Origin of the sequence: Aquirhabdus sp., from assembly GCF_046462495.1 — a bacterium.
GTDB lineage: Bacteria > Pseudomonadota > Gammaproteobacteria > Pseudomonadales > Moraxellaceae > Aquirhabdus.
This window is the reverse complement of the sequence record NZ_JBKGVE010000009.1, coordinates 80,096-93,768: the sequence shown is the minus strand read 5'-3', so window position 1 is coordinate 93,768 and position 13,673 is coordinate 80,096. Positions and strand designations below refer to the sequence as shown.

Here is a 13,673-nt window from a genome sequence, read left to right as displayed (position 1 = left end):
GTTAAGGTTTAGACGGTGGCAACTGCTCTGTCATTAAACCGACTTGAGGTAGACCACTGGCTTGTAGCGTTGCCATCAACGTGACTACATCCCCATAAGGCACCTTTCTGTCACCTTGAACCAATACAGCAAGGTTAGGGTTTTTCAATTGGGCTTGTGCCAATTGATCGCTAAGCTCTGACTGAGTCACCGTCCGATCTTTCTCTTCACCAAAACGAACCGATAATTTACCATCGGCTTCAACGGTCACTATTGCAGGACGATCTTTAGATACGGACAAGGGATCACTAACCGCTTTTGGTAAATCAACAGTCAAACCAGCCGTAATCATTGGTGCTGTGACCATAAAGATCACCAGCAATACCAACATGACGTCAATATAAGGTACGACGTTCATATCGCTTTTAAGTGGTTTTTTTACCCGTGCAAATGGGCTGCCAGATAATGCCATTTAGCTCGCCTCACGTTGCAGTAAACCAGTCAGCTCTTCTGCAAAAAGAACACGCTGCTGATAGACAGCTTCGCTTTTTGCGCTATAACGGTTAAAAGCAAGTACCGCAGGGATTGCAGCAAATAGACCAATCGCGGTCGCAATCAGCGCCTCAGCAATACCGGGTGCAACAGCCGCCAAAGTCGCTTGTTGAACTTGGGATAGCCCCATGAACGCATTCATAATCCCCCAAACGGTACCAAACAAACCGATATAGGGTGCGACAGAGCCAATACTTGCAAGCAGTGGTAGACCTTGTTCTAGTGGCGTTTGCTGACGTGCTAGCGACACCCGGAGCATGCGCTCAGTGCCCGCTAAGCGTTCTTCACGGCTTACACCCTTTTGGCGCAACTTCACAAACTCGGAGAAACCTTCATAAAAAACAGCTTCATAGCCTTGTTTTTTAGGATTCACTTGTGCTTTTTGGAATAAGGTTTTTAGTTCTGCACCAGACCAAAAAACTTGTTCGAAATGGCGATCTTCTTTAGTCACTTTACTGTGTAAAAGTTCAAGTTTAGCAATCAGATACCAACCATAAACAGATGCTGCAAAAAGCAGAATCATCACAAATTTAACAATAACACTCGCATGAGTGACTAAATCAATAAAACTAAGAGTAGGAGCGGCCATTGGTTATCACTATCTAAATAAGAAAAAAGGTTCAAAAATCATATCAAGCAAATAAAAATATCAATAAATCAATGTCAAAACTTTTAAAGGCGTTTACCTTTTAGGTCTGAGTCATCTAATCTTGTAAAGCAAGCTGGACCAGATTGCGAATATTATCGGGCAGGCGACGAGGCTTTAATTTGCCATTCAAACACGCCAAGGTCACCACTGCAGTCGCAATAATAACGCGCTTCACCACACCATTGATGGTGTCATCACGTTCGATTCGTTGTTTAAGCACAAAAGATGCAGCACCACAGGATACTGCCTCAATGGTTACAATGAGCAGGTCATCCATGATTGCAGGTTGGTGATACGTGATTTGTAACTGATGCACCACAAAAGAAAAAGATGACTTCAGTAAACTTTCTTGATCATTTGTCAGTTGGCTTGCTTCTAATGCATTGTTTTCGCCGCTAAAAAGATAATGATCTATCCCTTGTGCCCGTAACCACTCAGTACGGGTTCGCTCCATATATTTCAGATGATTAGCATGATAAACAATACCGCCTGCATCCGTATCTTCTATATAAACGCGAAATGGGTAAGAAAAAAACTTTCTATGTGGCATAAGATTGACGCACTGTAAATAAAGAATCGGGGAGTAATAAGCCGTTCATCATAAAGAGCATAAGAAAATTATTAAACAGACCATCCGTTTAACTCACGATAGATTTTGGTAACAGCAAGATTCGCATCTACTGTTTATACCTTGATCGTAGCTGAAATGACTATCCGAGAACCGTCTTGTTGTCATACAAGCTGGAGTGATTTATATGAAACACGCTATTTTGTTAGGCATAAAAAACTCAGTCTGTGAAAACATGAGGTTAGGCTCTAAAAAAGACCCCGCCATCAGAGTGCACTTCAATATCAATTTTGGTCAAAGCCTGGCCTTTACATGGGCCAAACACACACAGTCCATCTTCAACTTGAAATAGTGCACCATGATTTGCACAGATGAGGAACTCGCGATCCATATCCATAAATTGATTTTCTTGGAACTCAAGACTAACCCCTAAATGCGGGCAATGGTTCAAATAGGCATAAAACATCCCATCCCGCTGAGTGACGATCACTTCGCCTTTCGGTGTATCAAAGCTCCGCGCATCACGTTCATCGACCTGTTCAGTTTTACATATCATTTCCACGGCACACCCCGCATTGATGGATCTATTACTTTTCTTAAAATTACGCCTTAGAGATGGTCTTATCTAAAATCTCAGCATATTGTTCACGACGTAGACGTGCACCAAACTGTCCCACCAGAGTCGATGAAATTGCCGTCGCTAAAAAACCGCAATCACTCAGGGTGAAGCCACGGCTTAAGCCAAACAAGAATGAACCCGAAAACGCATCGCCAGCACCATTGGTATCCAATACTTGAGGCGCAACTTGGGGAGGGACGGGGATAATGACATCATCATAGCCAATCAGCGCACCTTCAGCACCGCGAGTAATCACGACTAATTTACTGTGTGTAAGTAGTACTGATAGCGCTTGCTCAAGCACGGCCTCACCAGTAAACATCTGCGCTTCTAGCTCATTGCAAAATAAAATATCTACGCCATCGTCAATTAGATCCACTAAGCCTTCTCGCGCATATTGAACCATTGCTGGGTCTGATAAGCTGATTGCAATTTTTGTTTTTTGCGCACGTGCCTGAGCGCGGGCATGACGAACTGCCTCACGGGCTGTCTGACTGGTGGCCAGATATCCTTCGATATAGAGATACTGCGCACTTTGTAGCGGTTTTAAATCAACTTGATCAATAGATAAGTCGGTCGTGATGCCTAAGTGCGTATGCATGGTCCGTTCGCCGTCTGGTGTAATCAATACCAAACACGTGCCCGTGGTACCTGTGCCTTCAGAAATTGGCGAGACATGCACATTCGCCGCAGCTAAATCTTTTAAATAAAACTGACCTAAATCATCGTTTCCTACACGGCATGCATAAAAGGCTTGGCCGCCTAATGCACTGAATGCATAAATTGAATTTGCGCCCGAACCGCCACTGACTTGACCAGCACTTGTAGTGTGATTGTTCAAAGCACTGATAAGCGCATACTGAGCGTCACTCTCGGCTAATTGCATGGTGCCTTTGGTTAAACCCGTTGAACTCAAAAAGTCATCCTGAATTGCGTATTCTTGATCGACAAGCGCATTACCAATTCCATAAAGTTCAACTGACATATCGGGAGTTTCCAAAGTACGATCTAAATTTAAAGAGAGGCGACCATTTTTACTGATGAAAAAGTGATTCAACGAAGTAAGATTGATCCCGCGTGGTGAGTCAATGCGTTAAATTTGCTTATAAATGCGGTCAATTATATGCTAAAACTAGCCAAAAATGCATACAAGATCAATGAAATTAGCTGCTTGTATGATGTTAAGACTTGACTTAGACACCGTAATATTGAAACACAAAACGTGCACTCTTGCACTATTGTGATCAGGATAGGTGGACGTAGGGTCGAAATCCCAACGCAGCATTTTTTAAATTTTTGGTTTAATTTTTGAGCTCGAATAATAAAACTTTCAAATTTAGATAATCGTTGGCTTGATATTTAATTGCTCTTAGGGTTATTTGTAATCTTCTGCATTTAATGATTTTTACAGATTGATAATTGAATCAAATTGATGAATTATAAAGAATGAGATTTTAATTACATCCACTGCCCAGCAATGAGAGTGATTAGATGATGAAGAAAACACTGCTGGGTTTGTTCATTCTGGCGATAATATTATTTATTATCGTTCTTGCTTTTGCCTTATGGCCAACCAAAACACCTCCTATAGCAACGGAGCCAATCGACTCGGCACTCGTCACACGTGGTCAATACATTGCCGTTGCCAGTGATTGCACAGCGTGCCATACAGCGCCCCAAGGCAAGCCTTTTGCTGGTGAGCTGGGTATGGCTTCGCCAATCGGCACCATCTACAGCACAAATATAACCCCTGATAAACAGACAGGAATAGGAAACTATACGTTGTCTGATTTTGATCGCGCTGTTCGACATGGGATCCGCCCTGATGGCTTAACCTTATATCCCGCCATGCCATATCCGTCCTATGCACGTCTCTCTAATGAAGATGTAAGTGCGTTGTATGCCTACTTTATGCAGGGTGTTAGCCCCGTTCGGGCTGAAAATCGGGCAACGGGTATCCCATGGCCGTTATCTATTCGGTGGCCGCTGAATATATGGCGCAAGCTATTCGCTCCAAACGTGGAGGTTAAGTTTGATGCCAAACAATACCCCACACCAGAAATTGCACGAGGTGCTTATCTGGTTCAAGCATCCGGACACTGTGGTAGTTGTCACACCCCAAGACTACTGACAATGCAAGAAAAAACCTTAACCGATTACGAATCAAATGGTGCGCATTATTTAGCCGGTGGACAAGTAATCGATGGCTGGTTTACCTCCAATCTCCGTGCAGACTTAGCCACGGGTTTAGGAAGTTGGTCCGAACAAGATATTGTCGATACATTAAAAACAGGCAGAAACCAGCACCATGCAGTGATCGGCAGCCCCATGAATGATGTCGTCATTCACAGTACGCAAAACATGACCGATGCAGATCTAAAAGCTATTGCCGCTTACTTAAAAACATTGGCTCCGAGTAAAGAGAGTAAAGCCTCCTACTCAGCGGATGCATCAATGGCAAAAGCACTCTATGCAGGAAAAAATCCTACCCATGGCGCTACATTATATGTCGATAACTGCGCAGGCTGTCATCGTAGTGATGGTCAAGGATATGCTCGAGTATTTCCCAGTATCGCTAATAATCCTTCGGTACTTTCAGACAACCCAATTTCAATGATTCGTTTAATCCTAACGGGCAGTACCTTGCCGCAAACCCATGCGGCGCCATCAGATTTGTCTATGCCCGGATTTGCTCAGCGACTGTCAGATGATGATGTTGCTCAATTGGCGACGTTTATCAGACAGAATTTTGGTAACCATGCATCAAGTGTTGATTCATCTCAAGTCCATAGTGTGCGTAAAACTTTAAAGCAATAAACTTTGTATGAGGTATAGATGATGGCGGATAAACCACAGGATCGATCACTCTCACGGCGAAAACTATTTCAAGGGCTTGGCGCGGTTGCGATAACCGCCGCAGTTTTACCGCAATGTGTGCAAAGTGATAGCAGCCAATCCGCAGCTAAAGAATATAAACCGACATTTTTCACTCAGGACGAATGGGTTTTTATTCAAGCGGCAACCGCACGATTAATCCCTCATGATGAGTTGGGTCATGGTGCCTTAGAGGCAGGCGTTCCAGAATTCATTGATCGGCAAATGAACAGTGAATATGCAAGGGGAGCACTGTGGTATATGCAAGCACCTTTTCAGCCAGATGCACCGTCAACTCTGGGCTATCAATTACGCCTAGTGCCTCGTGATATCTATCGCTTAGGCATTAAAGCAGCAAACCAATATGTCCAGCAAATCCACCATAAATCATTCGATCAGTTATCTGCTGACCTACAGGATCAAATACTGAAAGACTTTGAATCCGGGCACGCACAATTCAATGATGTTCCCTCCAAAACGTTTTTTTCCTTTTTATTACAAAACACACGTGAAGGCTTCTTTTCTGATCCTGTACATGGGGGAAATAAAGGGCTTGTGGGCTGGACATTGATTGGATTTCCCGGAGCTCGAGCTGACTTTATGGATTGGGTTGATCGCAATGAAGCCTATCCTTTGCCCCCAGTGTCTATCAATGGACAACGAGGTTAGTATGGTTGCTAGTCTGAAAAAAACAAATGTTGTCGTCGTCGGCTTCGGTTGGGCTGGGGCCATCATGGCTAAAGAACTGGCTGATGCCGGTTTGAATGTCGTCGCCTTAGAACGTGGCGTAATGCGCGATACTGCGACCGATGGGGCGTATCCAACTTCCATTGATGAATTAACTTACAATGTCCGCAAGAAACTCTTCCTTAATTTATCTCGAGAAACCGTCAGTATTCGCCATACCATCAATGATACAGCCTCTCCTTATCGCGTCTTAGGTGCGTTTTTGCCGGGTGAGGGGGTGGGTGGTGCAGGTTTGCATTGGTCTGGAGTACACTTTCGTGTTGATCCTATTGAGCTGCGCTTAAAAAGCCACTATACCGAAAAATATGGGGCTCAGATCATTCCAAATGGCATGACCATCCAAGACTTCGGTGTTTCCTATGAAGAGCTAGAGCCGTATTTTGATTTTGCTGAAAAAGTCTTTGGTACATCAGGTTCGGCATGGTCAGTCAAAGGACAAGTGGTCGGAAATCAGCGTATAGAGGGCAGCTTTGGTGGTAACTTTTTCTCACCAGATCGTTCTAGTGAGTTTCCGCTTGCTGCGCAAAAAAATACGGTTTCCGCTCAGCTATGGGGCAAAGCCGCCGAAAGTCTTGGTTATCACCCCTATAACATGCCTTCCGCGAATACATCTGGACCATACACCAATCCGTATGGTTGCCAAATGGGTCCTTGTAACTTTTGCGGGTTTTGTAGCGGCTATGCCTGTTATAACTACTCAAAAGCATCTCCTAACGTCAATATTCTCCCTGCACTGCGTCAGTTACCTAATTTTGAGTTAAGACCCCAGTGCCATGTACTCAAAGTAAATTTAAGCGAAGATAAAAAGACTGCAACGGGCGTTACTTATATCGACCCCAAAGGCCAAGAGGTTTTTCAACCCGCAGATATTGTCATTATCTCGATGTTTCAGTTCAATAATGTCCGCATGATGCTGCTCTCGGGTATTGGTCAGCCTTATGACCCAGTTACGAATACAGGTGTGGTCGGGAAGAACTTTGCCTATCAGAACATGGCGACCATTAAGGCTTACTTTGATAAAGATGTGCATGCCAATCCCTTTATCGGTGCAGGAGGAAACGGCATAGCGATTGATGATTTCAATGCCGATAACTTTGACCATAGCCATGTTGGATTCGTGGGTGGTTCGCCTTTTTGGGTCAATCAAGCTGGGGTCAAGCCAGTGAGTGGAATCTCATTACCCGTAGGAGTTCCAGCATGGGGAGGTGCATGGAAGAAAGGTGTTGCCGACTATTACGCTCATACAATCTCCATGGATTGTCATGGCGCCCATCAATCATATCGCGATAATTACCTTGATCTTGATCCCACTTATCGTGATGCTTATGGGCAACCATTATTACGCATGACATTTGATTGGCAAGATAACGACATCAAAATGAATCAATTCATGGTAGGAAAAATGCAAGGCATAGCCCAAGCCATGAATCCTAAATCCATTAGCATTTCAGGTAAGAACGTCGGTGATCATTTTGATACGGTGAGCTACCAAACCACTCATATGAATGGCGGAGCCATTATGGGGACTGATCGTCAAACCAGTGCACTGAATCGATATTTACAGAGCTGGGATGTACACAATGTGTTTGTTCCGGGTGCGTCGGCTTTTCCTCAAGGACTGGGTTATAACCCCACAGGGCTTATTGCCGCATTGTCGTATTGGTCCGCCCATACGATCCGAGATAAATATCTAAAAAATCCCGGACCGCTGGTTTAAGATTGGTGCGCTCTGGAAACGATAAAATTTATTGATTACTAAAAAGTTTTATCGTTTACTTCTAATTATTTTTCAGGAATAAACTGAAGCATCGAAGGTGCCTTGACGTTCACTTTCTGGATTGATGCGCCCAGCTTTCCATTTGAGGGGTCACGTTTAAACGTAACAACCTCATTAGAAAATTGATTCGTTACCAATAAGTAGTGCCCATCAGGAGATATAGCAAATTCTCGGGGTTCTTGTCCTTCTGTAGAGCGACGTTGTATTTGACTGAGGAGACCTGTTGTCGGATCCACGCTATAAACCAATATTTTATTATCTTTACCGCGATCACTCACATACAGAAACTGTCCATCTGCAGAAAGATGCAAAGCACCAGCCCCTAACTTGCCTTTAAAGTCACTGGGTATCAAAGATACGATTGCACGTTGTTTGAGGGTGCCATCAAGTACATCAAAGACCACAAGCTTCCCAGCCATTTCAAGAGTTAGGTAAGCATGATGACCATCGGCAGAGAAGATCAAATGACGTGGACCAGAGCCTGGGGGAAGGGCGGTGTAAGGTACTTTCGCCGGAGTGAGCGGATGTTTAGGATCGGATTTAGCATCATAACGGTAGGCATAAACACGATCACCCCCTAAATCCATCATAAAAACGTATTGCCCATCAGGGGTTAACGTTACGCGGTGTATATGCGATGACGCCTGACGCTCAGGATTAACATGGCTGGCCTGATGGACGAGTTGTTGGGTCACCGCACCTAATTGACCATTTTGATCAATGGGCAGAACAACAAGACTTGCACCTGTATTTGGATTCACGGCGTAGTTTGCAACAAATACATAATGGCCATCTGGGCTATGCACAATAAAAGTCGGCTCATCACCCAATGTCGGCTGAGTATTGATTTTATCAAGTGGCTTGGCTGGATCTACTAGCTTAAAGCCACTGACTTTTCCTATAGGCTTTGTCGATTTTGAGCCAATCTCATCAACTGCAAACAATCGGTTTCGCTCTGCGTCCACGGTAAACCAAGACGCGTTATGGGCTGGGGTTCGAACAATCGTGTTTTGTTCAATTAGACCGTTGTCTTGATTAAACACATAACTTGCGATCGCATTGTTATAGCCACCAACGAGTAGTCGTGTTTGTTCATGAAAAGGCGATGCAGATGACAAAGTCGATAGCGCTAGACTTAATCCTAATAGCAGAAACTGTTGATTTTTATACATGTAATAGCTCCTAGTACAGTGACTGGCTTACAATGTCGTTTCGAATGATTTATGTGCAGGATCTGGATATTTAGAAATAGAAGCTACCATAATTTATAGGCTAAACGTGTTTATTTTTGGATGATTAAATCATGATTATGGGTGTCGTATAAGCTCCTCTGTAGCTTATGTTCAATGACGAAGGCGCGACAATAGTCTCTGATCGCGCCAAGGCATTTAACATAGGCTCGCATTATACGATGTTAGTGCTCGCAGCCTTACTTACCCCCATCTTTTTTTTGAGGTCTCTTAAATCGCATTTTAGGGCGATTTATTGAGTACTTAATCCTCTTTAATCCCTTAATCGTTAGTTTGGCTAGTATCAGCATTATTAATGAGAATAGGATAGCGTTGATTAGTGCATGTCCTGCCGTCGGTGCTGTTTTTATTATTGCTTCTGTTACTGGTGTTTCCATATTTTTCTCCGTTAAAAAGGGCGCGCGCACATTTGCGCCGAGCGCTTTGTGCGCGCCCAAAAAAAGAGAGTCCACGTCTTTTGATAGTGGACTCTGGTATCAAATTAGGAACTTTTGATCGATTTTTATACCAGAGTCGGCTCTTTGCTTTTGCTTTTTTTAATCGATTTTAGTGTCTTTTAATTCAATTAATTCTCACGTTTTTTGTTTTCCATCTAGTTTTTTTTATTTAATTCGATTAGTTTGTATATTGTCGTTTCTGAATGTCTTGTTAATTGAATAAAATATTCAGAATATCATTCGATAAATACGACGGCTGTAACCCTCGTATTTATCTAACCACAAGGTTCAACGGAGAACATTATGGCTACATTAGATTTTACACCAGTCCAAGCATTACTTGGTCGAGAAGTTTGTTTTCGTGATATTGCATTTGAAGAGCAGCTAGAGCAGTACGGATCATCCTTTAAAGATTCTGAATTTTTTGATGAGGTATCTCGATCAACTTTTAGATACGGCCGTATAGCAGGATGTTGTGCGGATATTGGCGATTCCGGTGATCTGGATTTTGCAATTTTGCTAGATGAAGAGTATTTTCATCTGTCTAAAGTTGAGCTATTATTTGTAAATTAATCATTAATTTACGTTAAATCGCTCAATCTATTTGAGCGTTTTTTTTGCATGCAAACTAAGCTACGTATCGTTTACCGTCAGAAACTCTACAAATTCTTGAATGAAAAATTCTGTGAATTTTTATGCAATACAATAGTGAATGGTTTTCGGAATCTACCTGAAGACGACATAATTTTTATGCCCACGGATTTTACTGTGACAGTCACAAAAGGTTCTAAGGTTAAGAAAGATCTCGAAGTCTTATGTGAATTTAGATTTACGCTTAAGTGATGAATGCTAGGCCGTTGGTATTCATGTCGCGCAATCCGTAGATCCCCAGCTCAGCAGAATTCACCCGTGTCCTGTGAACCGTTTTTCTCGAAGTACCAACAGTTGTATCAGAATGCAGCCTGTGAGCGTCGAACTGGCGTAATGATTAAGCAGGACAGTCCTGAAAATTCCGAGGGAAATGATTCCATCAAGTAGCAGCACTAATGTCGTATAATGTATATTATGTTAAATAGTATTTATGTATGTGTAGGAGCATTCCCAGGGTTCATGGCTAGAAATATGCTCTCGCCTTTAAGACATTCACTTTCGATTAATATTCTTTTCAGAATCTAAAACTTCATCAATTTCTAGGTTCAATGCTCTTACTGATAGATGTATTTCTCTTAGTGCGAGGATTAAAGAAGCCAGCATGAAAATCATTGCACATCCAAACAAAATACTTGCCGTGTATTGCCACTCAATAAACAGCAAGAACATGCTGCATGTGCACATCAATAAGCTCAAAACGCCCATTGCTTGGCTGTACTGAATAAGTGCAATTCGAACTTTTAAATTATTTATTTGTGCATGTATTTTGGAATCAGGTTGCTTTTTGTATTTGTCTACAAGTTGACGTACAAGAGTCGCAAGACCAAAGAATCGATTTGTATAAGCCAACATCAATAAAGAAATTGCAGGAAACAGCAGACCTGGAATGCCATAGTTAAATCCTGTCATTTATTTTATCTCTTGTAGTAATAAAATGCGCCATTCTGTATAAATGAATATTCAGCTTTCCAATTAGTCCAAGCTTGAGAAAATTGTGGTTTCTCCAACCATGACTCGTAAGCCTAACCCGATAAAGCCGCCATTTTAGCCCGCGCCATATGAAGTTTCTTGTAGCTGTCGATTAATCGCAGATGCCGATCTAAACCCTCAAGTTTCATACTGGTGGGCGCTAAACCAAAAAAGCGCACGCTGCCGTCCAAAGATCCCAGCACAGCGTCCATCCGCGCGTTGCCAAACATCCGTCGGAAATTGATGATGTAATCATCCAGCTCAAGCTCATCGTCAAGTTGGACTTCCAATACCACGTTCAAGCACTGATAAAACAATCCGCGTTCAACCGTATTGGTGTTGTACTGCAGGAAGGCTTCCACTAGTTCTTTGGCTTCTTCGAACTGCTTCAAAGCAAGATGAATCAGCAACTTTAACTCTAGAATCGTTAATTGACCCCATGCGGTGTTGTCGTCAAATTCGATACCGATCAATGTGGTTATTTCGGTGTAATCATCGAGTTCACTGTCGTCTAAACGTTCAAGCAGCGCTTTCAGGCTCCCATCATCCAAGCGATGCAAGTTTAAAATATCAGCGCGGAACACTAGCGCCTTGTTAGTGTTATCCCAGATCAAATCTTCTACCAGATATATCTCTGAATAATCGGGAACCAAAATACGGCAGGCCGTTGCGCCTAAATGCTCATACACGGCCATATATACTTCTTTGCCCATGTCTTCGAGGATACCGAATAGCGCTTCAGCCTCCTCTGCATTGGGATCTCCTCCCCAGCCTGAAAAATCCCATTCCACAAAATCAAAATCAGCTTTGGCACTGAAAAAGCGCCATGACACCACACCGCTGGAATCAATAAAGTGTTCAACAAAATTATTTGGCTCAGTCACCGCGTTACTTTCAAAAGTAGGCTGAGGTAAATCGTTCAAGCCCTCAAAACTACGGCCTTGCAGTAATTCCGTAAGACTGCGTTCCAGTGCCACCTCAAAGTTTGGGTGTGCCCCGAAAGAAGCAAATACACCGCCCGTACGTGGGTTCATCAAGGTGACGCACATCACAGGATACTTCCCACCCAACGAGGCATCCTTCACCAATATTGGAAAGCCCTGCTCTTCCAATGCCTTAATACCCGCCAGAATACTAGGATATTTGTCCAAAACTGCCTGGGGGACATCGGGCAGCGCCATTTCGCCTTCCAGAATTTCACGCTTCACCGCACGTTCAAAAATTTCCGATAAGCACTGTACTTGAGCTTCTACCAACGTATTACCGGCACTCATGCCATTGCTAAGAAAAAGATTTTCGATCAGGTTCGATGGGAAATACACCACCTCGCCATCCGACTGACGTACAAACGGCAGTGAACAAATGCCGCGCTCTACATTACCTGAGTTGGTATCGTACAAATGTGAGCCACGTAATTCATCATCTGGGTTGTAAATCTCTAAGCAGTACTCGTCGAGAATTTCTTTTGGCAGTGCATCCGTAGGTCCCGGTTTGAACCATTTTTCATTGGGATAATGCACAAAATCGGCATTAGCGATGTCTTCACCCCAGAACTGATCGTTATAGAAGAAGTTACAGTTTAAACGCTCAATGAACTCGCCCAAAGCTGACGCTAAAGCACTTTCTTTGGTCGAGCCCTTGCCATTGGTAAAGCACATGGGAGATTGCGCATCGCGAATGTTTAAAGACCATACATTGGGAACAATGTTACGCCACGAAGCGATTTCAATCTTCATGCCCAAACCTGCCAAAATGCCAGACATATTGGCAATGGTTTCTTCTAACGGCAGGTCTTTACCTGGAATATAAGTACTACTTTCTGAAGCTAAGCCGGGCATCAATAACGCTTGTGCGTCGGCATCAATATTTTCAACGTGTTCAATCACAAATTCTGGGCCAGCTTGCACTACTTTTTTTACTGTACAGCGATCAATCCAACGCACAATCCCTTGGCGGTCTTTGTCGGAAATATCGGGTGGCAGCTCAACCTGAATTTTAATAATCTGTTTGTAGCGGTTTTCTGGATCAACAATGTTGTTTTGCGACAAGCGAATGTTGTCGGTGGGAATATTACGAGTTTCGCAGTACAACTTTACAAAGTACGCCGCACATAACGCCGACGAAGCTAAAAAATAGTCAAACGGTCCCGGTGCTGAACCATCGCCCTTGTAGCGAATAGGTTGATCAGCCACTACTGTGAAGTCATCAAACTTAGCTTCAAGTCGAAGTTTGTCGAGAAAATTGACTTTTATTTCCATGCGGGCACCTAACTATTTCTCTATGTCGCCACTGGCACAAAGAAATCCAAATATTGAGATATAAGCCGAATCACGGATAAGAAATTGACTTGAAAAAAGAATGTGCAGAGCCAAAGCTTCAGTATTCTCACTTAGCGCGTGGTTCTTGCAATGATGTGCGATTTTACAGAATTATTTTGCTTAATTAGTAATTTTTGTCTGTATTTACAGATTATTTATAGAAGATTCTAAAAGTAAGAATGACTTAAACAAAGATTTTGATCAGTTTATTTCAAATTAATTAATCAGGAGTAGCCCCCACGTGACAATCACCTTTCAAATCGGCTAATAGACCGCGACTAAA

At 43.0% G+C, this 13,673-nt stretch carries 13 protein-coding genes; 4 read left to right on the top strand and 9 right to left on the bottom strand.

The window, feature by feature from the left end; all coding sequences use genetic code 11:
* Position 1 precedes the first annotated feature (1 nt).
* From tolR to ACLHG7_RS11150, 5 genes are all read right to left on the bottom strand, one after another.
* Positions 2 to 451, bottom strand: coding sequence for a protein TolR (gene tolR, locus ACLHG7_RS11170; protein ID WP_410211101.1), 450 nt, complete (start codon positions 449 to 451; stop codon positions 2 to 4).
* Positions 452 to 1,120: a protein TolQ gene (gene tolQ, locus ACLHG7_RS11165; protein ID WP_410211100.1), complete on the bottom strand. Its 669-nt coding sequence runs from the start codon at positions 1,118 to 1,120 to the stop codon at positions 452 to 454.
* A gap of 115 nt (positions 1,121 to 1,235) precedes the next feature.
* Positions 1,236 to 1,730, bottom strand: a complete 495-nt coding sequence (locus ACLHG7_RS11160) for a hotdog domain-containing protein (protein ID WP_410211099.1) — start codon at positions 1,728 to 1,730, stop codon at positions 1,236 to 1,238.
* Between the two features lie 259 nt (positions 1,731 to 1,989).
* A complete protein-coding gene (locus ACLHG7_RS11155; protein WP_407640795.1) occupies positions 1,990 to 2,304 on the bottom strand; it encodes a Rieske (2Fe-2S) protein in 315 nt (104 codons plus the stop codon).
* 46 nt (positions 2,305 to 2,350) lie between these two features.
* On the bottom strand, positions 2,351 to 3,352 hold the full coding sequence (locus tag ACLHG7_RS11150; protein ID WP_410211098.1) for an adenosine kinase: 1,002 nt from the start codon (positions 3,350 to 3,352) through the stop codon (positions 2,351 to 2,353).
* 506 nt (positions 3,353 to 3,858) lie between these two features.
* Between ACLHG7_RS11150 and ACLHG7_RS11145 the strand changes: the two genes are divergently transcribed.
* The 3 genes from ACLHG7_RS11145 to ACLHG7_RS11135 are packed head-to-tail and all read left to right on the top strand — an operon-like array spanning position 3,859 to position 7,705.
* A complete protein-coding gene (locus ACLHG7_RS11145; protein ID WP_410211097.1) occupies positions 3,859 to 5,184 on the top strand; it encodes a c-type cytochrome in 1,326 nt (441 codons plus the stop codon).
* An 18-nt stretch (positions 5,185 to 5,202) separates the two neighbouring features.
* On the top strand, positions 5,203 to 5,910 hold the full coding sequence (locus ACLHG7_RS11140) for a gluconate 2-dehydrogenase subunit 3 family protein (RefSeq protein WP_410211096.1): 708 nt from the start codon (positions 5,203 to 5,205) through the stop codon (positions 5,908 to 5,910).
* A gap of 1 nt (position 5,911) precedes the next feature.
* Positions 5,912 to 7,705 (top strand): GMC family oxidoreductase, encoded by a 1,794-nt coding sequence (locus ACLHG7_RS11135; RefSeq protein WP_410211095.1) that lies wholly within the window; start codon positions 5,912 to 5,914, stop codon positions 7,703 to 7,705.
* A 65-nt stretch (positions 7,706 to 7,770) separates the two neighbouring features.
* Here ACLHG7_RS11135 and ACLHG7_RS11130 read toward each other — a convergent pair whose 3' ends face one another.
* Both ACLHG7_RS11130 and ACLHG7_RS11125 read right to left on the bottom strand, forming a co-directional pair.
* Complete coding sequence (locus ACLHG7_RS11130; RefSeq protein WP_410211094.1) at positions 7,771 to 8,937, bottom strand: lactonase family protein; 1,167 nt, start codon at positions 8,935 to 8,937, stop codon at positions 7,771 to 7,773.
* Between the two features lie 257 nt (positions 8,938 to 9,194).
* On the bottom strand, positions 9,195 to 9,392 hold the full coding sequence (locus ACLHG7_RS11125) for a hypothetical protein (RefSeq protein WP_410211093.1): 198 nt from the start codon (positions 9,390 to 9,392) through the stop codon (positions 9,195 to 9,197).
* A gap of 363 nt (positions 9,393 to 9,755) precedes the next feature.
* Between ACLHG7_RS11125 and ACLHG7_RS11120 the strand changes: the two genes are divergently transcribed.
* A complete protein-coding gene (locus ACLHG7_RS11120) occupies positions 9,756 to 10,025 on the top strand; it encodes a hypothetical protein (protein ID WP_410211092.1) in 270 nt (89 codons plus the stop codon).
* Between the two features lie 570 nt (positions 10,026 to 10,595).
* Here ACLHG7_RS11120 and ACLHG7_RS11115 read toward each other — a convergent pair.
* Complete coding sequence (locus ACLHG7_RS11115; protein ID WP_410211091.1) at positions 10,596 to 11,012, bottom strand: DUF2721 domain-containing protein; 417 nt, start codon at positions 11,010 to 11,012, stop codon at positions 10,596 to 10,598.
* 113 nt (positions 11,013 to 11,125) lie between these two features.
* Entirely contained in the window at positions 11,126 to 13,330 is a 2,205-nt protein-coding gene (locus ACLHG7_RS11110) for an OsmC domain/YcaO domain-containing protein (RefSeq protein ID WP_410211090.1), read from the bottom strand.
* Positions 13,331 to 13,673: the final 343 nt, after the last annotated feature.